Consider the following 22542-nt stretch of genomic DNA (forward strand, 5'->3'; position numbering starts at 1 on the left):
GATTTAGCTGCCTGTATGCGCTGCGCGATCAGGGATTGACGAGGAAATAGAGGATGATCGTCGATACCGCCGCAACGATGATCGTCCACTTGATCGCAGTCAGGAAGCCATTGTAGGTCGCCTCGTGCTGGGCGTAATCCATCGGCGATTCAACCTGTAGCTCGGAATGATGTTCGGGGCGGGTTTTGGCCATGTCGTCCTCAATAAGTCCATTCGCACAAAGTCTGTCAGCCGAAAGTCGGCCTCAGGGAGCGGTCGCTTCCAGTTCGTCAATCAACCCTTCGATCATCGACAGACCCAGCGACCAGAATTGCGGGTCCTTGGCGTCCAGCCCGAACGGCTTCAGCAGTTCGGAATGGTGCTTGCTCCCGCCGGCCTTGAGCAGCTCGAAATAGCGCTCCGCAAAGCCCTCACTGGACTTCTCATACTGTGCGTAGAGCGAGTTCACAAGGCAGTCGCCGAAGGCATAGGCATAGACATAGAAGGGCGAGTGGATGAAGTGGGGAATATAGGCCCAGAAGATGTCATAGCCCTCATTGGCAATGATGGCGTCGCCCAGCGATTCCTTCTGCACATCGAGCCAGATCTGGTTGATTTCCTCGGTCCTGAGCTCCCCGTGCCGGCGCGCCGTGTGCACCCGCCGCTCGAACGAGTAAAAGGCAATCTGCCGCACCACGGTATTGAGCATATCCTCCACCTTGCTCGACAACAGGGCGAAGCGCTGCTTGGGGTCGGTGGTATTGTTGAGCAGGTGCCGGAAGGTCAGCATCTCCCCGAACACGCTCGCGGTTTCGGCCAGCGTCAACGGCGTATTGGCCAGGATCGGCCCCTGGTCGGCCGCCAGCCGCTGATGCACGCCATGGCCCAGCTCATGCGCCAGCGTCATGATATCGCGCGACCGCCCGAGATAGTTGAGCATGAGATAGGGATGGGCGCTCGGCACGGTCGGATGCGCAAAGGCGCCCGACAGCTTGCCATCCCCGGTCGGTGCATCGATCCAGCCGGAGTGGAAGAAGGGCGCGGCCACTTCCGCCAGCTTGGGCGAGAACTTGCCATAAGCCTCCATCACGGTCGAAACCGCGCTGTCCCAGTCCCAGGTCCGCTCGTCGCTGGTCGGCAGCGGCGCATTGCGGTCCCAGGCATTGAGCTTGTCCTTGCCGAACCACTTGGCCTTCATCTTGTAGTAGCGATGGCTGAGCCGCGGATAGGCCTCTTCCACCGCCTTCTGCAGCGCATCGACCACTTCGCGCTCCACCGAATTGGCCATGTGCCTGGAATCGGCAATGTCCTCATAGCCACGCCAGCGGTCCGAGATTTCCTTGTCCTTGGCCAGCACATTGGTGATGTGGGTGAAGAGCCGGCTATTCTCGGCCAGCGTCTTGCCCAATGCCCTAAAGGCGCTTTCGCGTTTCTTCTCATCCTTTTCGCTGAGCAGATGCAGCGTCGATTCCATATTGAGCGTCTCGCCATCCACCTCGAATTCGAGGCTCGACAGCGTCTCGTCGAACAGCCGGTTCCAGGCCGAATATGATGTCACCGACTTGTCGTGGAACAGTTCCTCCAGCTTGTCGTCGAGCTGATAGGACTTGGCCTTGCGCAATTCGGCAAACCAGGTGCGATAGCGCGCCAGCTCGGCATCCTTGGCGAAGGCTGCTTCCAGGTCCGCATCCTCGATCCGGTTCAGCTCCAGTTCGAAGAACAGCACTTTGGTGGACAGGTTGGTCAGCGCCTCATTGGTGTCGCCCATGAACTTGGCACGGTCCGGGTCGGTCGATTTCTGCGCATATTGCAGGAAGGCAAACGAGCCAATGCGGCCGCTCAGGTCGCCCAGCGTCTCGCTGTCCTTGATCGCTTCGATCAGCTTGCCGGCCCTGGTCAGGTCGACCAGCTTGCCCTTGTAGTCCGCCTCGAACTTCGTCGCGAGCGCCCTGGCCTCGTCCAGTCCCGCCTTGAATTCCGGGCTGTCCTTGCCGGGGTAGAGATCGTCGAGATCCCATACCGGCAGATTGCCGAGCTGGTTATGGCCTTTCTGGGCAGTGGCGGTCATCGGCGAGTCTCCGGCTGGTCAAGTGCGGCGGACCTTAGCCAGTGGGGATCGCCCTGTGAAGGACGATCCTGTCAATTCGTCAGTCCAGCAGGCCCGCCTCGCGACTCGTCTCCACCACGGTGGCGGGATCGCCGTCCACCGCCACTTCGATCAGCGGCACCAGCCGGTCGAGCATATAGTTGAGGCTCAGCGGCGTCGCGAAGGAGAACGCGCCCGAAAGCGGGAAATCCGCCACCACCTCGCGGCCCTGCCGGGCCGCGTCCAGGTGGTCGCGCATCGGCATATCAGCGATCCTGGCCGGGTCGCCCGCCCCGACGATCCATACCACCAGGTCGGTGTCCAGCAATGCCATCTGCTCTTCCGACAGCGGCACCCAGAATGCATCGGGTTCGCCTGCCGCGTCGATCGCCGCCGGCGTCTTGAAGCCGAGCTGGCCGAGAATCTGCGCCCGCGTGTCGATAGAGTGATAGACGCCGAACTCGGTGACGTTGAATGCCACCGCCGCTTCCATACCGGCCCAGTCGGGATGGCTGGCCGCCACATCGGCAAAGCGCTGCTCCAGTGCCGAAACGATGGCATCGGCCTTGTCCGCCTCCCCGACAATGCGGCCGATCGTGCGCGCCCGCACGGCCCAGGGCGTGCTGTAATCGGTATATTGCGCTTCGGCTGCGATGGTCGGCGCGATCTTGGACAGCTCCGTATACTGTTCCTGCGTCATGCCCGAGCCGATCCCCTCGATGACATCGGGCTCCAGCGCCGCAATCTGCTCATAGACAATGTCCTTGAACAGCACCGGCTGGCCGTCGCCCAGCGCGTCCTGCGCCCACGGCCAGGCGGCGAACGGAAAATCGCCATACCAGTCGCGCGTGCCGACCGGCGTGACGCCCACTGCGAGATAATGGTCCTGACCGCTGAATGTCAGCGTGACCACGCGCTCCGGCCTGGTCTCCAGCGTGGTCGATCCGAACCGGTGCTCGAAGACCTGCGGAAACTCCTGGGCGATTGCGCCCCCCATGCTTCCCAGCACGGCGATCAATACGGTCATTCGGCGAAGCAATGACATCGAATTCTCCATCAATGGTGGCGCTGCCTCCAGCTCCCGTCTCGATGCCGATATATAATATGATCCACCGTATCAAGTTATATCCGCCGCCAGCTTTCCTGCCGCCAATTCCTTATGATTAATTCCCCCTTAACACCCCCCCCGGCATCCTTCTCCCAAAACGGCACACGATTCGATGCCGCAGCAAAAAGACCGGAGTTGGCATGACGCGTGTTCTCATTGTGGATGATGATCCGGTTCAGTTGCGTCTCACCGCCGAGGTCGCCAACCGCGCCGGCTTCAAGCCGCTGACCGCCACTGGCGGCGAACAGGCGCTGTCCATCCTGCGCGAAGACCGCAATATCGGCGCCATGATCCTCGATCTGATCATGCCCGATCTCGACGGCATGGGCGTGATGGATGCCATGCGCCGCGAAGGCCTCACCACCCCGGTCATCATCCAGACCGCCAATGCCTCGCTCGAAACCGTCATCTCGGCCATGCGCAACGGCGCCGCCGACTATTTCGTCAAGCCCGTCGCCCCCGAGCGCCTCGTCATCTCGCTGCGCAATGCCATGAAGCTCGATGCGCTCGAAGCCGCCATCCGCTCCGAACGCGCCCGCCGCACCGGCACCTTCACGGTCAACGACATGATCGCCAAGGCTCCCGCCATGGGCCGCGTGCTGACCCTCTGCGCCAAGGCCGGCAAATCCACCATTCCCGTGCTGATCGAAGGCGAAACCGGCGTCGGCAAGGAACTCGTCGCCCGCATCATCCAGGGCTCGGGCGATCGCGCCGGCAAGCCTTTCGTCACGGTCAATTGCGGCGCCATCCCGCCCAATCTCGTCGAGTCCGTCCTCTTCGGTCACAAGAAGGGTGCCTTTACCGGCGCTATCGCTGACCAGCCCGGCAAGTTCGCCGAAGCCCATAACGGCACGCTGTTCCTTGACGAGGTCGGCGAATTGCCGCCCGACACCCAGGTCAAGCTCCTGCGCGCCCTGCAGGAAGGCGAGATCGAGCCGGTCGGGGCGAGCAAGCCCGAACGCGTCAATGTCCGCGTCATCTCCGCCACCAATCGCCGCCTGCTCAACCTCGCCAAATCCGGCGAATTCCGCGAAGACCTCTACTATCGTCTCAACGTCTTCCCCATCTATGTCCCGCCTCTGCGCGAGCGCATGGAAGACGTGCCGGCTTTGGTCACCATGTTCATCGCCCGCTTCTCGGCCGAGGCCGGCAAACGCGTGCTCGGAATCTCGCCTACTGCCCTCGACCTGCTCATGGCCTATGACTGGCCGGGCAATGTCCGCCAGCTCGAAAACGCCGTCTATCGCGCCATCGTCCTCACCGACGGCGCCTTCCTCGAATCCGTCGATTTCCCACAGATCGTCGCCCAATCGGCCGGCCGCGAGAGCGCCATCAAGGCCATCGAACAGGTTCCGGTCCCTGCCGGTCCCGTTCATATCGACACCGCACCGGCCCGCCAGCGCACCATGGTGGAAGCAACGCCCGCCCCCGATCGCTTCCTCGCCCCGACAGGCGAAGTCGCCGCTCTTGCCGAAATCGAGCGCGCCGCCATCGTCTTCGCCATCGCCCATCACGGCGGCCGCATGTCGCGCGTCGCGAGAGCCCTCAAGATCGGCCGCTCCACGCTTTACCGCAAGCTGCACGAATATGGCCTCGCCGAGGAACTGATCAACGACGCGGCCTGAGCGCCCCGTCATCCATCTGCCATCGCTGACGAATCGGCTACTGTTCGGCCCGGGGCAGGAGCTCAGTCATGACAGCGTTGATCGAGGCTCGGGGCGTTTCCAAGCGCTTCCGGCAACACAAGAGGTTTCCCGGCCTGCTGGGCGCCTTCCAGACGCTGGTGACATCGGAATATACCGAAGTCTCCGCCGTTTCCGATATCGGCTTCGATATCGCTGCCGGCGAAGCCGTCGGCTATCTCGGCCCCAATGGCGCCGGGAAATCCACCATGATCAAGATGATGACCGGCATCCTGGTGCCGTCAGCCGGCACGCTCTCCGTGCTCGGCCGCACACCGCATCTCGAGCGCATGGCCAATGCGCGCGAGATCGGCGTCGTCTTCGGCCAGCGCAGCCAGCTCTGGTGGGATCTGCCCGTCATCGACAGCTTCACCCTGCACCAGCGCATCTACGACATTCCCGAAGCCCGCTACGCCGACAATCTCAAGCGCTTCAGCACCCTGCTCGATCTGACGCCCTTCCTCGACCGTGCCGTCCGCCAGCTCAGCCTCGGCCAGCGCATGCGGGCCGAGATCGTCATGTCGCTGCTGCATGATCCCAAGATCCTGTTCCTCGACGAACCGACCATCGGCCTCGATGTCGTCGCCAAGGATGCGGTGCGCAAATTCCTTGCCGAGATCAACCGCGAGCGCGGCGTCACCATTATCCTCACCACCCATGACCTGCAGGATATCGAGACCATCTGCCCGCGCCTGATCATGGTCGATCACAGCCGGCTGATCTTCGATGGCGAACTGCGCCGCCTGCGCGCCGCGCTCGGCTCGGCCCGCCGCCTGACCCTAGAATTTTCCGCCGATCCCGGCCCGCTCCCGCTGTCGACCGCCACGCTCACATCGGATGAAGGCCTGCGCAAGCATTACCTGCTCGAGCGCGAGGACGTGTCGCTGGTGCAGGTCCTGGGCGAAGTCGGCGGCGATCGCGGCCTCAAGGATGTCGCCCTGCACGAGCCCGACATCGAGGAGGTGATCCGCACCTTCTATCAGCGCCGCAATGCGGCCGCGGCCGTCTCATGACCGCCTATGCCGCCTTTGCCCGCAGCGGCTTCCTCACCAGCCTCGCCTATCGCAACGAGGTCTGGGCCAATATTTTCGGCAAGCTGGTGCAGGTCTTTGCCCGCGTCGCCATCTGGCTCGCCGTCTATGCCGGTGTCACCTCGGTCGACGGCATCAGCATCACCGACATGATCACCTATGCCTTGCTGGGTGGCGTGGTCATGGGCGCCACGCGCTATGACCGCATCGTGCGAGCCGTCGGCACGGCCCTCAATACCGGCGATGTCGCGGTCTGGCTGCTCAAGCCGGTCCACTACCCGCTTTACCTGCTGGCGGTGGAAGCCGGCATGTCGGCCTACACGTTCCTGCTCGCCGTCATTCCCACCATAGTAGTCGTGGCGCTGATCTATGGCATGCAGCCGCCGGCCAGCCTGTTTCACGCCGTGATGTTCCTGCCCTTCTGTGCGCTGGCCTTCCTCATCCACTTCTTCTGCGCCGCCATTTTCGGCGTGCTGGCTTTCTGGCTGATGACCGTCTTCTCGCTGGAATGGTTGCTGCAAAGCCTGATTGCCCTGCTGTCCGGCTTGCTCGTGCCCTTCTGGTTCTTCCCCGAACCATTTGGCGCCATTGCCAGCCACCAGCCTTTGGCCTGGCTGGTTTACTATCCCTCGGCGGTCTGGCTGGGCCGTCTGGATGTCGGCCAGACCCTGCTCTATTTCGGCCTCGGCCTCGTCTGGACCGCCCTGCTCGCTGCGGCGCTGGCCATGCTCTGGCATCGCGCCTCTTCCCGCATCACCGTGCAGGGGGCTGACCATGCTGCATCGCCTCTCCATCCTGCCATTGCTGGTCCAGATGTTCGTCAAGTCGCAGATGGAATATCGCGGCGCCTTCTGGCTCGACCGGCTGGCGCAGATCGTTTCCTATGGCGCAGTGCTCCTAACCATCTGGATCCTGCTGCAGAAGTTCCAGTTGCTCGGCGGCTGGAACTGGCCCGAACTGGCTTTGCTGTTTTCCTTCCAGCTCCTCGCCTATGCCATGGGCGCCTCGGTGAGCTTCACCCAATTGCGCGACCTCGAGGAACTGGTGCGCCTGGGCACTATCGACACCCTGCTCACCAAGCCCATCAACACCTGGGCCTACCTGATCTTTTCCGGCCTCAATATCGGCTATGCCGGCCACATCATCCTGGCCATTCCCGTGCTGGTCTGGGCGCTCATCGCCGCGCAGGTGAACTGGTCGGTCGGCACCGCGCTCTTCTTCGTCTTCAGCCTGTTGAGCGCCACCATGGTCACCGGATCAGTCATCACCATGATCGGCGCCACCGCCCTGATCTGGGTGCGCTCCAACCACCTGTTCTCCATCTTCTTCGGCTTCTGGGAACTGACGCGCTATCCCCTCAACATCTTTCCATCAGGCATTCAGGTCGTGATGCTGACTGTGGTGCCGCTGGCCTATATCAGCGCCGTGCCGGTGGCCGTGCTGCTCGGCAAGCCCGTGCCGCTGCTCGGCGATTTCGCCGCGCCTGTCGCCCTGCTGGCCGGCCCTGTCCTCGTCCTGATCGCCATCGCCCACTGGCGCTACGCGCTCAGCCGCTACCAGGGCGCCGGCGGCTAGATCGCCCGGAACTACGCATTTTCCCTTATGGGACTTGTCCCAATTGTGATCGCTGCGGACCCGACCGATCTTGCGCGCCATTCCGTGGGAGGGGCCCCATGCAATCCAGCTATCAGTTCAGGATCGACCCGCAGATGCACAAGCAGGTCGATCTGGAACATGAACACGACACGCTCGTCGTGCGCATCGCCTATCGCGTCGGTAATTCGGTCCGCCGCGACGAGGTCCGCATTCCCGTCATCGGCACATCCCGCTTCGAACCCGATGCCCATGGCGTCCGCGTCATCTATCGCACCCGCCCCTTCCGCCTCCTCCCCTGGCTGACCATCCCCCGCTCCCGCTTTTTCTGATCACCCGGAGCAATCCGGCCGTTGCAGCCACACCACAAAATCTGCTCACAACTTTGCGAGCGATTGCTCCCGTTAAGGTTTGCAGAGTATTGCATTTTAGTGCGGTGCGGCCCGCCGAGTCTGGTGCAATTGACGTGGTGGAGAGGCCGCTACAGCGTTGCCGTGCATGGAGCTCAGATGAACAAGATCCTGGTCTGCCTGGTCGCCGCCCTTCTCGGCGCTGGTAGCGCATTGCCCGCCCTGGCGCAGGATGTCGCCGGTCTTGCTGCCGGCCCGGTCATCATCGCGCCGCCCCAGACCCCCTGGCCCAGACCATCAAATCCGGCCTCGGCGCCGTCTATTACAGCGCCTCGCGTGACAGCGCCGCCTACAACGAAGCCCAGAAGCTCTATTTCTTCTATGGCAGCCGTCATTTTGAACCCATCTGGCTCGACGAAGCCGCCAATGGCGAGGTGGTGTTCTCCGAACCCGCCCGTAAAATCCTCAAGCTCTTCGAAAATGCCGCCAGCGAAGGCCTGCGCCCCTCAGATTACCTGACGCCCGATCTCGACCCGGCCGGCGCCAAGGGCGATCCGATCAAGATGGCCGCGCTCGAAACCGCCTTTTCCGGCGCCGCTTTGCGCTATGCCGACCATATCTACAATGGCCGCATCAAGCCGCAATCGGTCAGCCAGAATCTCGACATTGCGCCCAAGCCGCTCGATACCGCGTCCCTGCTGGTCCAACTCGCCACCAGTGCCGATCCGGTCGCCGTCCTGACCGCGCTCGAGCCGACCCATCCCGAATTCCTGGCGCTCAAGGCCGCGCTCGCCACGTTCGACGATGCCAGCTTGGAGCGGCCGACGCCCATCGCCGAGGGCCCCACCCTGCGCCCCGGCATGAGCGATCCGCGCGTCCCCCTGCTGCGTGCCCGCCTCGACGTGCCGGCCACCGATGGCCTCGTCTATGACGATGTGCTGGTCGATGCGATCAAGGCTTTCCAGGCCACGCTCGATCTCGATGTCGACGGTGTCATGGGCCCGGCCACCCTGGCCGCGCTCAATGGTGGCGTGCCGGTCACCCGTGCCGATATCCTTGCCAATATGGAGCGCTGGCGCTGGATGCCGCGCGAACTCGGCAAATTCAATGTCATGGTCAACATTCCCGAATTCCGCCTGTCCATCGTCAGGGACGGGCGCGAGGAATACACCACCCGCGTCGTCGTCGGCACCACCAAGAACCAGACGCCGATCTTCTCGGACAATATCCGCCACATCGTGGTGAACCCCTATTGGAACGTGCCGTCATCCATCATCAAGGGCGAGGTTGCGCCCGCCGTGCTGCGCAATCCCGGCTATATCGACAACCAGAATATGGACCTGCTCTATAACGGCACGCCGGTCAGCCCCTGGCAGGTCGACTGGACCCAGGTCTCCACCTCCAATTTCCCGTTCCGCGTGCGCCAGCGCCCCGGTCCGGGCAATGCCCTTGGGCAGATCAAGTTCCTGTTCCCCAACAAGCACGACGTCTATCTCCACGACACGCCGTCCAAGTCGCTGTTCGCCCGGTCCTTCCGCGCCTATAGCCATGGCTGCGTGCGCGTGCAGAACCCGATGGAATTCGCCGAGGCGCTGATGGCCAACGAGCCCAATATCTCGCGCGCCTCGCTCGAAGCCATGTTCGGCCCCTCCGAACGCTGGGTGAATCCGGAACACCAGATCCCGGTCCACATCGCCTATTTCACCATCCGCGTCGAAGCCGACGGCGCGCTGCGCTCCTTCGGCGACGTCTATGGCCACAATGCCAAGCTGATATCGGCCATGGGCCTCGACAAGCCCGCACTCGCCCGCGAAATCATCGCCGACGCCGAACCCGTCGTGGACGAACTGTCCCCCTGACGGGGCACACGTCTCCACACCTTCCGATGTCACCCCGGCGAAGGCCGGGTCCATCCTGACATCTTTCCGCGCTACGGCAGGCCCAGTCATCTCAGGCTGGATTCCGGCCTGCGCCGGAATGACACCATGGATACCCAAGGCATCGGGCCAGCGCCCCCTTAACGTCACGTTTACAATTTCGCCTTGGTTGCGCCCGCTTTTGCCCGTAATAACATATGCGTGAGGGGTCCGGCTCCATGTGGTTGTGATCTCGTTAGCGTTAATCAATTCGACGATTTTTCGCGCTAACGTCCGACGACAACTGGCAATTACCGGGCAGAGTTTGGCGTGACGGGGACTTACCTTTTGATACGGCACCATATCGTGCGGCTTTTCGTTGCCGCCCTTATGAGCATCACCGTTATCCTGCCGCAGGCCATCGTGCCGGCCGCGGCCGCCTCCGAGCGCGCGCTCTATCTCTATTACACCCACACCAAGGAGACGGCCCGCATCGTCTTCAAGCGCAACGGGCAATATGTCCAGTCGGGCCTCAACGAGCTCAATCAGTTCCTGCGCGACTGGCGCCGCAACGAGCCCGCCAAGATGGACCCGCGCCTGTTCGACCTGATCTGGGAAGTCTACCAGGAGGTCGGCGCCAGCCAGCCGGTCAACGTGGTCTCGGCCTATCGCTCGCCCGCCACCAACGCCATGCTCGCCGCCACATCCTCCGGCGTCGCCGACAATTCCCAGCATATGCGCGGCACGGCGATGGATTTCTTCATTCCCGGCGTGCCCCTGGCCCGGCTCCGCGCCACCGCGATGAAAAAGCAGGTCGGCGGCGTCGGCTACTACCCCACTTCGGGCAGCCCGTTCGTTCACCTCGATACCGGCTCGGTCCGCGCCTGGCCGCGCATGACCCGCGCCCAGCTCAAGGAAATCTTCCCCGACGGCAAGACCATGCACGTCCCCACCGATGGCAAGCCGCTGTCGCAGGAGGGCTATCAGATCGCCCTGGCCGAGTGGAAGAAATGCCACGCCTATCCGTGCAATGGCAGCTCCTCGTCGGGCACCCAGGTTGCCGAAAGCGGCGGCAGCGGCCGCACGCTGATGGACCTGTTCTTCGGCGGCAATGGCAATCAGCCTTCCGCCAGCGCCGCCGCACCCGCCCCGATGCAGGTCGCCGCCGTCGCGCCGCAGCCCGCCACTCCGCAGGTCGCGCCCGTCCCGGCACTGCGCCCCGCCTCGCTGGGCGGCGCGGCCGCTTCGGTCGATGTCGCGGCCGCCCCGGCCATGGGCGCCATTCCCTTCTCGACCGAGGGCAGCGCCCCGCTCGATCCATCCGAACTGGCGACGGCCGATATTGCCCCCCTGCCGGTCCAGAAATCCGAGGCCTTGCAACTGGCAACTGCCGCCGCCCTGCCCGCCAACGACGCCGTCACTGCGCTGGCCGCCCTGACCGCGCCGGTGCCGCAGCCGCGGCTCATCATGACCGACCAGCCGGCAACCATGACCGCCTATCTGCCCGCGACTGCGCCGGACCCCGAGGCGCAGCGCGCCCTCGAAATGATCATCCAGCGCGAAACCACGGCCATGGTAACGCCGCAAACACCGGCCGCGCGCCCCGCCATCCTGCCCCCGCTCACCGCGGCCACTGGCCTGCGCACCGCCTCACTCGGTGGCGATCTGGTGGGCCTGTTCAGCGGCACCTTTGGCGCCGCCCAGCAGAATGAGCCCGTCGCCGCCGCTTTGGCCGAGCATATCGCCAGGCGTCCCGAACCCGGCGCCATGCGCAGTCCCGACCTGATCGCCCCCGATCTCGAGCATATTGCCGAAGTCTTCATCACCCCCGCGGCGATGACCTCGTCCCACTTCGCCAACGTCTGGGATCACGACGAGGCCGATTTCGACCCCACCGCCGAAATGGGCCGCTACGTCACCGTCATGGGCGTCGGCGACTTCCCCACCGGCCTGTCCCACACCCGCTTCGTCACCGCCCGCCCCGTGGCCCTGGCTTCGAACTGACGAGCCGCATATCCCTGAGACCTCATGGTGAGCCTCCTGAGCCTGCCGAAGGGCGAACCACGAGGTCGGATGAGTGGAGCTGTCGTGCCACGCCCCATGGTTCGACAAGCTCACCATGAGGCGACTGAACACCCGCCTCAATTCAGTCCCCTTGCACTCCTAGCACTCCCCTGCCGCAGTTTGGCGCAGGTGGTATTGTTGCAAACCACAGGCCTGCGGCCTAAAGAATTGATAGAAGCGCTTCCAGGAAAAGTGCGTTAGCGGTTTTCCGGTTCGGAGGCGCAACATAGTAGAAATGGGGCGGCTTCCGCTCCCCGCCGTTTGGCAAAGGACCGCTCGCTTGGCCGACAAGCTCTCCACGCCCCTGCTCGATACTGTCCAGTCGCCTGCCGATCTGCGCGCCATGCCGCGCGAAAACCTGCGGCAACTGGCTGACGAGCTGCGCGCGGAGATGATCGACGCCGTCTCGGTCACCGGCGGCCATCTCGGCGCGGGCCTCGGCGTGGTGGAACTCACCGTCGCGCTCCATGCCGTCTTCGACACCCCGCATGATCGCATCATCTGGGATGTCGGCCACCAGGCCTATCCCCACAAGATCCTGACCGGCCGCCGCGACCGCATCCGCACCCTGCGCCAGAAGCATGGCCTTTCCGGCTTCACCCGCCGCGCCGAGAGCGAATACGATCCCTTCGGCGCCGGCCATTCCTCCACCTCGATTTCCGCTGGCCTCGGCATGGCCGTTGCCAGCCAGTTGCAGGACAAGCCGTGCAATGTCGTCGCCGTCATCGGCGATGGCGCCATGTCGGCCGGCATGGCCTATGAGGCCATGAACAATGCCGGCGCCATGGATGCCCGCCTCATCGTCGTCCTCAACGACAATGACATGTCCATCGCCCCGCCCACCGGCGCACTGCGCACCTATCTCGCCCGCCTCGTCTCTGGCCCCGTCTATCGCGGCACCCGCGAGGCGGCCAAGAATGTCGTCAGCAAGCTGCCCTCTTTCCTGCATGAACCAGCAAGAAAAACCGAGGAATTCGCGCGCTCCTTCTTCACCGGCGGCACGCTGTTCGAGGAGCTGGGCTTCTATTATGTCGGCCCGGTCGACGGGCACGATCTGGAAAACCTGCTGCCCATTCTCGACAATGTCCGCGATGCCGCCGAAGGCCCGATCCTCGTCCATCTGGTCACCCAGAAGGGCAAGGGCTACGCCCCCGCCGAGCATTCCGCCGACAAATATCACGGCGTTTCCAAGTTCAACGTCATCACCGGCGCCCAGGCCAAGCCCGCCTCCAACGCGCCGTCCTACACGTCCGTCTTCGCCGAAACGCTGATCCAGGAAGCCAATGACGATCCGCGCATCGTCGCCATCACGGCCGCCATGCCCTCGGGCACCGGCCTCGACAAATTCGCCGAAATCCACCCCACACGCATCTTCGATGTCGGCATTGCCGAACAGCATGCCGTGACCTTCGCGGCCGGCATGGCCAGCGAGGGCATGCGCCCCTTCTGCGCCATCTATTCGACCTTCCTGCAGCGCGCCTATGACCAGGTCGTGCATGACGTGGCCATCCAGCACCTGCCGGTGCGCTTCGCCATCGACCGCGCCGGCTATGTCGGCGCCGACGGCCCCACCCATGCTGGCAATTACGACGCCGCCTATCTTGGCGCCATTCCCGGCATCGTGCAGATGGCCGCATCGGACGAGGCCGAACTGCGCCACATGGTGGCCACCGCTGCCGCCTACGACGACGGCCCCATCGCCTTCCGCTATCCGCGCGGCGACGGCATGGGCGTCGACATGCCCGCCCGCGGCGAAAAACTCGCCATCGGCAAGGGCCGCATCGTGAGGCAGGGCGCCACTATCGCCATCCTCAGCTACGGCACGCGCCTGGGCGAAGTCCTCGCCGCCGCCGACAAGCTGGCCGCCCTGGGCCTCAACCCTACCGTGGCAGATGCCCGTTTCCTCAAGCCCCTCGACGAGGAATTGATCGCCAAACTGGCCGCTACGCATGACGTACTGCTGACCACCGAAGAGAGCTCCATCGGCGGCTTCGGCAGCCATGTCGCCACTTTCCTCGCCAGCAACGGACTGCTGGACGGCAAGCTGCGCTTCCGCCCGCTGATGATCCCCGATCGTTTCGTCGAACATGCCAGCCAGGCCGACATGTATGCCGATGCCGGCCTCGACCGGTCAGGCATCGTCGCCACCGCCCTCACCACGCTGGGTTACGACGAGGCGGCCATGGCCAAGGCCCTGAGCGCGATCAGCTAGGGCTGTTCGCCCGCTGGAGCATCGGCCGCCCGTGCTTTCCGGGCCGCGAAATGCATGATCGCACCGATCGGTGCGAACAGCACGGCCAACGCCCAGACCACGAAATAGAAGACCGCCAGCGCCAGCCAGACGATCACCCCATAGATTTCCACTGGCGACCACATGGCCACCGAATGGACCACCAGGTCTGCGGGCAGGCGCGCCAGGGGAAACACCATCGTCGCCAGCGCCAGATAGGCCAGCAGCGGCACCTTGATCGCCCAGTGCCATTCCCAGGCAAGCCATGCAGCGCCGGCCAGGAAAGCGATGCCGATAAGGTATGATACGGCAAGATATGTCTTCGACATCGGCTCGCTACTCCACGTAATGCGTCGGCACGCCCGTCGCCAACTTCACCGTCTCCATCGAGATATAGGCCGACATGTCGAACAGCTCGACCCGCCTGACAAGCTGGCGATAGATCACGTCATAATGCTCCACATTGGGCAGCACGAGCTTGAGGATATAGTCGAAATTGCCGGTCAGCCGGTGCACCTCGACGATTTCAGGAATGGTGCTTACCGCAGCGTGGAACTCGTCCAGCCACCCCGCCTCATGCTTGCCTGTCCGCACGATGACGAAAACCGTCGTCGGCAGCCCCACCTTCCTGCGGTCCAGCACCGCCACGCTGCGAGCGATATAGCCCTCCTCGCGCAGCCGCGCGATCCGCCGCGAACAGGCCGATGCCGATAGCGCCACCGCATCGGCGACATCGTTCACCGCCATCTCGGCATTGGCCTGCATCAGGTCGAGGATTTTGCGGTCGCGCTCGTCAAGCATGAGTTATTTCTGCATGATTTTTTATCATCGCGCAATCCAGACGCATGGCTAACCAAAACTGCGCCGCCGAATTGCAGCCAGAAACCACACGAAACACAATTTCGCACGCCGCTTGCATACGACTTGCAGCACACTGGTCTTCAGCACAGGAGAATCTTGATGAAGACCATCGGCCTGATCGGCGGCATGAGCTGGGAATCCACCGCCACCTATTATCGCCTCATCAACGAGGCAGTGCGCCGCCAGCGCGGCGGTCTCCATTCCGCCGAAATTGCCATGCGCTCGCTCGATTTCGTCAATGTCGTCGAATTGCAGAAGGCCGGCCGCTGGGACGATGCAGGAAAGCTGCTCGGCGAAGCCGGCGCCGGCCTGGCCCGTTCAGGCGCCGCCTGCGTGCTCATCTGCACCAATACCATGCATCTGGTTGCCGATCCCGTCGCCGCCATGAGCGGCGTGCCCCTCATCGACATCATCGATGAAACCGCCCGCGCCCTGCGCGCCGATGGTCGCCGCAAGCCCTTGCTGCTCGCCACCCGCTACACCATGGAGCACGGCTTCTATACCGAGCGCATGGCCCGCCACGGGCTGGACGTCGTCACCCCCCAAAACGAGGATCGCGGCGTGGTGCATGACGTCATCTTCAACGAACTCTGCCAGGGCCAGGTCCGCGACGCCTCCCGTGCCCGCTACCTCGCCATCATTGAGGCGGCCCGCAGCCAGGGCATCGACTCGGTCATCCTCGGCTGCACCGAAATCTCGCTGCTGGTCGATCCCGACACCCTGCCTTTGCCGGGCTACGATTCCACGGCCATCCATGCCGATGCCGCCGTCCGTTTCGCCCTCAGCGACGACATGGAGCGCGCCGCCTGAAATGTGCCGCTTCCTGGCCTATGTCGGCGAACCGGTCTTTCTCGATACGCTGCTGATCGAGCCCGCCTCCTCGCTGGTCAGCCAGTCCCTCGCCGCCCGCGAGGCCAAGACCCTGGTCAATGGCGATGGCTGTGGTGTCGGCTGGTATGGCGCCCGCGCCGAGCCGGGCGTCTATCGCGGCACTCTGCCGGCCTGGTCCGATGCCAATCTGGCCTCGCTCTCCCATCAGGTCGAGGCGCCCATGTTTCTCGCCCATGTGCGCTCGGCCACCTCGGGCGAAGTGTCCATGGCCAATTGCCATCCCTTCGCCGTCGGCCGGCACCTCTTCATGCATAATGGCCAGATCGGCGGCTATGAGCGCATCCGCCGCTCCGTCGAAGCCATGATCCCCGACGATCTCTATGCCCGCCGCCGCGGCAATGGCGACAGCGAAGCCCTCTTCCTCGCCGCCCTCGGCCACGGTCTCGACGCCGACCCGGTCACGGCCCTCGCCCGCACGCTGGCCGTCTGCACCCGCATGATGCACGCCAATGCGATTCCCCTGCCCTTGCGCTTCACTACCATCCTGGCCGACGGCGACAGCCTCATCGCCATCCGCTGGGCCAGCGACGACCACCCGCCCTCGCTTTATTGGCGGCAGCTCGATACCGGCATCGCCATCGCCTCCGAACCCTTCGGCGACACCAGCGATACCTGGCACCCGGTCCCACCAGGCAGCGTCATGACCGCCGCCCACGGCGATGTGTCGTTCAACGATTTCGTGGTGGCCTGACCGCCGATATCCCGGCCGATGCCGTCGACGCAAAAAGCCGACCGCTAGCGCTGCAGCAGTCTGCAACGTTCAGGCCTATCGCCCACTAACCGCGACCGTGCTCACGGCCATCTGCCACAATCTGTCCGACCGACGGCGCACGCCCTTCCAGCAGATCGTGGATGCAGCGGGCAGCAATGAGATTGGTGCGAACCAGAGCCTCGCGGCTGCTACCCGCAATATGAGGCGTCGCCACCACATGCGGATGGCGTACCAGCGCCAGGGTCCGTGGATCGCTACCCGCCTCGCCGGCAAAGACATCGAGCCCGGCACCCCAGAGCTGGCCCGCATCCAGCGCCTCAAGCAGGGCCTGCTCGTCAATCAGGGCACCCCGGGCGGTATTCACCAGAATGGCGGTGGGTTTCATCATTGCCAGTTGCGCTGTGCCGATCAGATTGCGGGTGGCCACACCGACCGGCACATGCAGGCTGATGAAATCGGACTGGGCCAGCAACGCGTCCAGCCCGACCGCCTCAACCCCGAACTGGCGCGCCGTATCGGCGTCGAGGAGCGGGTCATGGACCAGGATACGCGCATCAAAGCCGGCCAGGCGATGCGCGACCAGTCGCCCGATGCGGCCAAAACCGATCAGGCCGATGGTTTTGCCGTTGAGTTCCAGGCCGGGAACGGCGCGCCAGTCCCCCTCCCTCATGCGGGCCTGATACTGCGGGCTACGTATGCCAACCGAGAGCATCAGCGCGATGGCGTGATCGGCCACCGCCGGTTCGTTCCCGCCGGGCGCGATGGTGACCACCTTGCCCAGTTCCTTGGCTGCAGCAATATCGACTAGGTCATAGCCGACACCGCGACGGGCAATGATCTTGAGACGCGGCGACCGGGCCAAGACCTCCCGCGTAACCCGTGCTGCACCGACGATCCAGGCGTCGGTTTCCGTCAGGATGGGACCCAGCTCATCCGGCCCCAGATGGCCATCGGCCTGTTCGGGCTGCAGCCCTGCCCGCTCCACAATACAGTCATTCGCCTCCAGCCACGCGACGGCCTCGTCATCGAAGAACCGCGTCGTGACCAGCACACGCCATTTGGCGGCCATGGCAGTTTCCCTTCTATGCGATGAAACCACGCGAACGCAGGGTGGCATCCACCCAACTGCGGTCGAAGCGGTCATCGGCTATGGCCTTGAAGATATCGCGCTCCATGGCGTTATGGCGCCGCGCCGCTACGAGCACCGCCTCGGCGAGCACAGGTGGAATGGCCACTACCCCATCGGCATCGCCAACGACGATGCTGCCCGGTTCGACCACCGTCTGCCCAATCGCCACCGGCACATTGATCTCGCCGGGACCGTCCTTGTAGGGGCCACGATGGCTGACCCCGCCGGCAAATACCGGCAGGTTGCCTGCTTGCACGGCCTCGAGATCGCGGATCGCCCCGTCGATCACGAACCCCGCCACACCCCGGCTTGCGGCGTAACGCAGCATGATTTCGCCGATGATCGCGTTGGTGAGGTCGCCCCCCGCCTCGACGACGATCACATCGCCTTTCCGCGCCATGTCCAGGGCCTTGTGGACCAGCAGATTGTCACCCGGCCGTGTACGGACGGTGAGCGCCGTGCCGCACATCACGGTGCCGTCATGGAAGGGCCGTAGCGCTGCCCCGGCGGCAAACAGCCGGTTCATGTTGTCGCTGATATTGGCCACCGGAATTTGCCGGAAGCCCTCGATCAGCTCTGCCGGCGCTGGCGGCAAGGACGGCAGAATGCGCAATGGTATGGTCATGGATCAGTCCTTGATTGCGGCCGTCGTTTCCAGCTCGTCGAGCGCGACGACAAACTTGTCAACCACCTGATCAACCTCGCTTTCGATGATGATGAGCGGTGGCGACATGACGATGGTATCGTTGGGGCAGGCACGGACAATCAGACCCTGCTTCTGGCAGAGATTGACCATGGTGGGGCCGACCTTGCGCGCCGGTGCGAAATTGCCGTGGCTGGCCTTGTCAGCGACAATCTCAAAACCGGCCAACAAGCCCGCACCACGAACCTGCCCGACGAGCCGGTGGCTCCCGACCCGGGCATTGAGTTGCTCGAACAGGTGCGCACCAACCGTGCGCACATGGGAGATGATGTCCATTTCGTCGTAGATGCGCAGCGTTTCCAGCGCCACCGCAACCGGTACCGGGTGACCGGAATAGGTGAAGCCATGTCCCAGAACGCCGATCCGGTGCGCCTCGGCGGCGATGCCGTCGACAACGGTCTGCGAGATCATCAAGGCGCTGAGCGGCAGATAGCCCGAAGTCAGCGCCTTGGCGCAGGTCAGCAAATCCGGCTGGATGCCCATGGTAGTCGAGCCCCAGACATTGCCCGTGCGACCAAAGCCACAGATCACCTCGTCGGCCACCACCAGCACGTCATACTTGCGCAGCACGGCCTGGATTTTTTCGTAATAGCTGCGCGGCGGCACGATCAGCCCGCCACCACCGAAAATGGGCTCCATGAACATGGCCGCAACCGTGTCGGGTCCCTGCTGCAGGATCAGTTCTTCCAGCTCGGCGGCACAGCGCGAGGCATAGTCTTCCTCGCTTTCCCCCTAGGCCGTTGTGATAAAAATCGGGGGTCTGCACATGCAAAAAACGATCATTCAACGGCACGTCAAACGAGGTGTGGTTTACCACTTGCCCGGTCACTGATGTGGTTGCCAGGGTGATGCCGTGATAGCCGCGAAGCCGGCCGATGATCTTCTTCTTTTCCGGTTTGCCACGACCGTTGTTGTAGTACCAGATCAGCTTGATTGCCGTGTCATTCGCCTCCGAACCGGAATTGGCGAAGAACACCTTGCTCATCGGCACCGGCGCCATTGCCAGCAGCTTCTCGGCCAGCTCGATCATCGGCACATGCGCCTTGCCGGTGAACCCGTGATAATACGGCAGGGACACCATCTGATCATGGGCAGCGCGGGCCAGCCGTTCGTTGTTGAAACCCAGCGAGGCGCACCACAGACCGGCCATCGCGTCGATATAGCTGCGCCCTTCGCTATCCCACACCCGAATGCCCTCGCCACGCTCCATGACGAGTGGATCCACCTCGGTCAGCGGATCGGAATAGGGGAGCAGAACAGCGGCCTTGGCGCGGCTGGCAAGTGAGTTCAAAGTGCTGGACATCAGGAGTCTCCGAGACAAGCGATCCCGTTCCCGCGGGGCGGGGCTGCAAGGATCGGCGATATTGGTGGATTGGCCGGCGGCTACCAGGAGCCGGTATTTGGCTGCGATGCCCAGGGCTCCTGGGGCGCAAGACGCTCGCCGCGCTGTAGCAGCTCGATCGAGATGCCATCGGGTGAACGGACAAAGGCCATGTAGCCGTCGCGCGGCGGCCGGTTGATGGTGTAGCCCATTTCCGTCAGGTGCTGGCAGATGGCGTAGACATCATCGACCCAGAACGCCAAATGACCGAAATTGCGCCCACCCGGATAGTCCTGCGGGTCCCAGTTATAGGTCAGCTCGATCTGGGCGGAGGTATCGCCCGGCGTATTGACGAAAATATTGGTGTAGCGCCCCGCCTCAACCTCCTGGCGACGTGTCTCGACCAGACCGAGGCCCTCACAGAAAAATCGCAGGCTGTCCTCGACATTTGAGATGCGCAGCATGGCGTGCCAGTACTTCATGGCGTTTTCCTCAGCGTTATGGAAAGTGCCCGGACGCCTCTGGCCCAGGCACCGAAATTTAAACCCGGCGGGCCTTGGCGAGCGACCAGTAGGCATAGCCCGAATGCAGGTCGTAACCGAGATCAACCCTTGGATTGCGCGCCAGGATGGCGGACAGGGTGACAATGCCAAGCATCGGCAAATCGGTAAGAACTCGACGCTCCGCCTCTTCGACCAGCGCCACCTGGGTTTCGAAATTTGCCTCCACCATGGCCTTGTCGATCAGGTCGTCGACCCCGGGGATGGCGACACCGTAATGCGCGTAGTTCACGCCGCCATCGCCCGTGGGCTTGACGTCGGATGCCGACACCAGGTGGCTGACAAATGCGCGCGTCGGCACCGGCGGCAAGCTGGTGATATAGAGCGTCAGCGCGTTCATATCCTGGGCGTTCTGGGCATGCATGGTCGAGTGATCGATGATGCTCAGGTCGAGATGAATATTGGCGGCGCGGAGCTGCTCCTGAATCATCAGCATGATGGCGGCGTAATCTTCGCGCTGGCTGGTGTAACAGGGGATGGTGACGCCGTCAGGGAAGCCCGCCTCGGCAACCAGCGCCCTGGCCCGCTCCGGATCGTAGTCGTAACGCAGCTCCTCGGGCAGGGTTTCGCGGTGCACGGCGCCCGGGAAGGGTGGTGCGGTGATCCCCACCATCGGTGTGGCAATGCCCTGATAGGCCGCGGCGATCTGCTCGTTATTGATCGCGTAGCGGAACGCCTGGCGAATGCGCAGATCGTCAAGTGGTTTGCGCGTCAGATTGAGGAACAGGAAGACCGAAGCCCCCGGCTCGGTGGTATCGAACACGGTATTCGGGTCGCGCTGCAGCATAGTGTCGACCCAACCCGGCGCCCGCACGCCTTCCATCATATCGACCTGGCCGGAAGCGAAGGCCAGCGTCCGCGCCGTGGTATCGGCAACATAGGTGATGTGCAGACGCTCGGTGGCCGGCTTCTCGCCGAAATAGTCGGGATTGGCGACCAGCACGACGCCGTCGGTGTCGCTGACGCTTTCGAGCTGATACGGACCTGTGCCGATCGGATCGAAATTATACGCCTCGCCCTTCTCCTCATAGGCCTTGCGCGACAGGATGACGCCAGTGGTCTTGGAAATAATGGCATTGAACAGCGGGTCCGGCTGCTTGAGCGTGAATACCACCGTGTACGGATCGGGCGCTTCGACGCTGTCGATGACCGCAAACAAAACCTTGTCCGGCACGATGATTTCCGGGTCGAGAATCCGCCCGAAGGTGAACAGCACGTCTTCGGCGGTCAGCTCGCCATAACCCTTGTGGAACTGCACCCCGTGACGCAGCCGATAGGTCCAGGTCATGGCGTCGGCCGAAGTGTCGTAGCTCTCGGCCAATAGCGGCAGGAAGTCGTCTGGCGTCAGCCCGAAAGCACCATCTGCGGGACCAACCAGCGACGAATACAGATGATAGATCGCCCATGTATCTCCCGTCGTGCTGGCTGAACGATACGGATCGAGCGTGACCGGCGCTCGCGCGGCAGTGGCCAGAACAATCCTCCCGCTGTCCTGAGCCAGCACCTTGTAGGGTGCCAGGCCGAAGCTGGCGGCCAGCCCTGCCGCTGACGACATCAGCAGAAATTCGCGACGTGAAGTACCCATAGTCATACCTTCCTTCCTCTCCATGCAGCGCGCATGGCGCCGCCCCCTCTATCCCGGTGGACCGCTACGATCCCAATCACAGGAAATCACATTTCAATGCGGCTGGCTAGTTAGTTTGTAAAAATTCCGAACTAAGTTAGATATCAGTCATTTTGGCATTATTATCTAACTAATTCAGTAAGTTATGGCATAGCCAAAGCGAGCGGAAAACGCTCCAATCAAGAGCTTGCCACACCCTGCTTCACACCAGTGACGCGGTCGTCATTTGCCGACTGTCCGGCCCGGATCAAACCACAGCGCCGCGATAGCTGTCACATGAGTTTGTTCGATGCGGCATTAGAAAATCTCATTTGTCGGCATGGCCGCCAGCCCCGTACTCCCTATCGAAATCAGCACAGCGAGCGGCAAATGAAAAAGAAGATACAATTCGGACTTCCCGATTCAAAAGTTCCCTCCGATTGGGCCATCGAGGCAGACGGCATCCTGTATACCGTTCAATGGGCCTGCCTGCCCGACGGGACCTGCGCCAAGGGCGGCATAGCCGAGCAGACCAAGGTCACGCTGGACAATCTGAAACGCGCGCTCGAGGCCGCCGGGGGAAGCATCGACGATGTCGTGCAAATTCAGGTGTATCTGACCGATGCCAGCAATTTCAAAGCCATGAACGAGGTATATGCTGGCTACTTCAAGAGCCCCTACCCCAACAGAGCCTCACTGGTTGCGGGCAATCTGATTCCAGGCGGCCTCATCGAGATCGTCGCCCAGGCCCATATCGGCATCAGCAGCCCGATTGACTGAGGC

The 22542-nt window shown here is 63.2% G+C and carries 20 protein-coding genes and 1 pseudogene; 10 read left to right on the forward strand and 11 right to left on the reverse strand.

All coding sequences use genetic code 11. The features are described from left to right. Positions 1–28 precede the first annotated feature (28 nt). From NVV79_RS11050 to NVV79_RS11060, 3 genes are all read right to left on the reverse strand, one after another. Complete coding sequence (locus NVV79_RS11050) at positions 29–193, reverse strand: aa3-type cytochrome c oxidase subunit IV (protein ID WP_303989165.1); 165 nt, start codon at positions 191–193, stop codon at positions 29–31. Positions 194–244: 51 nt separating this feature from the next. Then, on the reverse strand, positions 245–2047 hold the full coding sequence (locus NVV79_RS11055) for a M3 family oligoendopeptidase (RefSeq protein ID WP_303989168.1): 1803 nt from the start codon (positions 2045–2047) through the stop codon (positions 245–247). A 79-nt stretch (positions 2048–2126) separates the two neighbouring features. Beyond that, a complete protein-coding gene (locus NVV79_RS11060) occupies positions 2127–3110 on the reverse strand; it encodes an ABC transporter substrate-binding protein (RefSeq protein WP_303989171.1) in 984 nt (327 codons plus the stop codon). Between the two features lie 203 nt (positions 3111–3313). On the opposite strand from NVV79_RS11060, the gene NVV79_RS11065 reads away from it, so the two are divergent. Continuing rightward, positions 3314–4798 carry a sigma-54 dependent transcriptional regulator gene (locus NVV79_RS11065; RefSeq protein WP_303989174.1) on the forward strand — a complete coding sequence of 495 codons (1485 nt, stop codon included), beginning with the start codon at positions 3314–3316 and terminating at the stop codon, positions 4796–4798. A gap of 68 nt (positions 4799–4866) precedes the next feature. Continuing rightward, entirely contained in the window at positions 4867–5868 is a 1002-nt protein-coding gene (locus NVV79_RS11070; protein ID WP_303989177.1) for an ATP-binding cassette domain-containing protein, read from the forward strand. On the opposite strand, the gene NVV79_RS11075 is transcribed toward NVV79_RS11070, so the two are convergent. Further along, on the reverse strand, positions 5835–6662 hold the full coding sequence (locus NVV79_RS11075) for a hypothetical protein (protein WP_303989180.1): 828 nt from the start codon (positions 6660–6662) through the stop codon (positions 5835–5837). The two genes, NVV79_RS11070 and NVV79_RS11075, sit on opposite strands and share 34 nt — an antisense overlap. Between NVV79_RS11075 and NVV79_RS11080 the strand changes: the two genes are divergently transcribed. From NVV79_RS11080 to dxs, 5 genes are all read left to right on the forward strand, one after another. Further along, entirely contained in the window at positions 6661–7461 is an 801-nt protein-coding gene (locus tag NVV79_RS11080; RefSeq protein WP_303989184.1) for an ABC transporter permease, read from the forward strand. The genes NVV79_RS11075 and NVV79_RS11080 overlap by 2 nt on opposite strands. Before the next feature lie 98 nt (positions 7462–7559). Further along, entirely contained in the window at positions 7560–7811 is a 252-nt protein-coding gene (locus NVV79_RS11085; RefSeq protein ID WP_303989187.1) for a hypothetical protein, read from the forward strand. Positions 7812–8125: 314 nt separating this feature from the next. Beyond that, on the forward strand, positions 8126–9688 hold the full coding sequence (locus NVV79_RS11090; protein ID WP_303990379.1) for a murein L,D-transpeptidase: 1563 nt from the start codon (positions 8126–8128) through the stop codon (positions 9686–9688). Positions 9689–10075: 387 nt separating this feature from the next. Continuing rightward, the gene (locus NVV79_RS11095) at positions 10076–11689 is read left to right on the forward strand and encodes a DUF882 domain-containing protein (protein ID WP_303990381.1); all 1614 of its coding nucleotides are present in this window, start codon (positions 10076–10078) and stop codon (positions 11687–11689) included. A 340-nt stretch (positions 11690–12029) separates the two neighbouring features. After that, positions 12030–13961 (forward strand): 1-deoxy-D-xylulose-5-phosphate synthase, encoded by a 1932-nt coding sequence (gene dxs, locus NVV79_RS11100; protein WP_303989190.1) that lies wholly within the window; start codon positions 12030–12032, stop codon positions 13959–13961. Here dxs and NVV79_RS11105 read toward each other — a convergent pair. Both NVV79_RS11105 and NVV79_RS11110 read right to left on the reverse strand, forming a co-directional pair. Next, on the reverse strand, positions 13958–14308 hold the full coding sequence (locus NVV79_RS11105) for a hypothetical protein (RefSeq protein WP_303989193.1): 351 nt from the start codon (positions 14306–14308) through the stop codon (positions 13958–13960). The two genes, dxs and NVV79_RS11105, sit on opposite strands and share 4 nt — an antisense overlap. A gap of 7 nt (positions 14309–14315) precedes the next feature. Continuing rightward, positions 14316–14780: an Lrp/AsnC family transcriptional regulator gene (locus NVV79_RS11110; RefSeq protein ID WP_303989195.1), complete on the reverse strand. Its 465-nt coding sequence runs from the start codon at positions 14778–14780 to the stop codon at positions 14316–14318. Positions 14781–14939: 159 nt separating this feature from the next. Here NVV79_RS11110 and NVV79_RS11115 point away from each other — a divergent pair, with 159 nt between their 5' ends. Continuing rightward, positions 14940–15650: an aspartate/glutamate racemase family protein gene (locus NVV79_RS11115; protein ID WP_303989198.1), complete on the forward strand. Its 711-nt coding sequence runs from the start codon at positions 14940–14942 to the stop codon at positions 15648–15650. A gap of 1 nt (position 15651) precedes the next feature. Next, positions 15652–16422 (forward strand): class II glutamine amidotransferase, encoded by a 771-nt coding sequence (locus tag NVV79_RS11120; protein ID WP_303989200.1) that lies wholly within the window; start codon positions 15652–15654, stop codon positions 16420–16422. Between the two features lie 85 nt (positions 16423–16507). On the opposite strand, the gene NVV79_RS11125 is transcribed toward NVV79_RS11120, so the two are convergent. The 5 genes and pseudogenes from NVV79_RS11125 to NVV79_RS11145 all read right to left on the reverse strand — a co-directional run bounded on the left by NVV79_RS11125 (position 16508) and on the right by NVV79_RS11145 (position 21741). Next, the gene (locus NVV79_RS11125) at positions 16508–17512 is read right to left on the reverse strand and encodes a phosphoglycerate dehydrogenase (RefSeq protein WP_303989203.1); all 1005 of its coding nucleotides are present in this window, start codon (positions 17510–17512) and stop codon (positions 16508–16510) included. Positions 17513–17525: 13 nt separating this feature from the next. Continuing rightward, on the reverse strand, positions 17526–18197 hold the full coding sequence (locus tag NVV79_RS11130) for an RraA family protein (RefSeq protein WP_303989205.1): 672 nt from the start codon (positions 18195–18197) through the stop codon (positions 17526–17528). 3 nt (positions 18198–18200) lie between these two features. Continuing rightward, a pseudogene (locus NVV79_RS11135) lies at positions 18201–19578 on the reverse strand (aminotransferase). A gap of 80 nt (positions 19579–19658) precedes the next feature. Then, entirely contained in the window at positions 19659–20078 is a 420-nt protein-coding gene (locus NVV79_RS11140) for a VOC family protein (protein WP_303989208.1), read from the reverse strand. Positions 20079–20136: 58 nt separating this feature from the next. Then, positions 20137–21741: an ABC transporter substrate-binding protein gene (locus NVV79_RS11145; protein WP_303989211.1), complete on the reverse strand. Its 1605-nt coding sequence runs from the start codon at positions 21739–21741 to the stop codon at positions 20137–20139. A gap of 315 nt (positions 21742–22056) precedes the next feature. On the opposite strand from NVV79_RS11145, the gene NVV79_RS11150 reads away from it, so the two are divergent. Further along, on the forward strand, positions 22057–22539 hold the full coding sequence (locus NVV79_RS11150) for a RidA family protein (RefSeq protein ID WP_303989213.1): 483 nt from the start codon (positions 22057–22059) through the stop codon (positions 22537–22539). The last annotated feature ends 3 nt before the right edge of the window (positions 22540–22542 follow it).

Origin of the sequence: Devosia ginsengisoli (assembly GCF_024707105.1) — a bacterium.
Taxonomy (GTDB): Bacteria; Pseudomonadota; Alphaproteobacteria; order Rhizobiales; family Devosiaceae; genus Devosia; species Devosia ginsengisoli_A.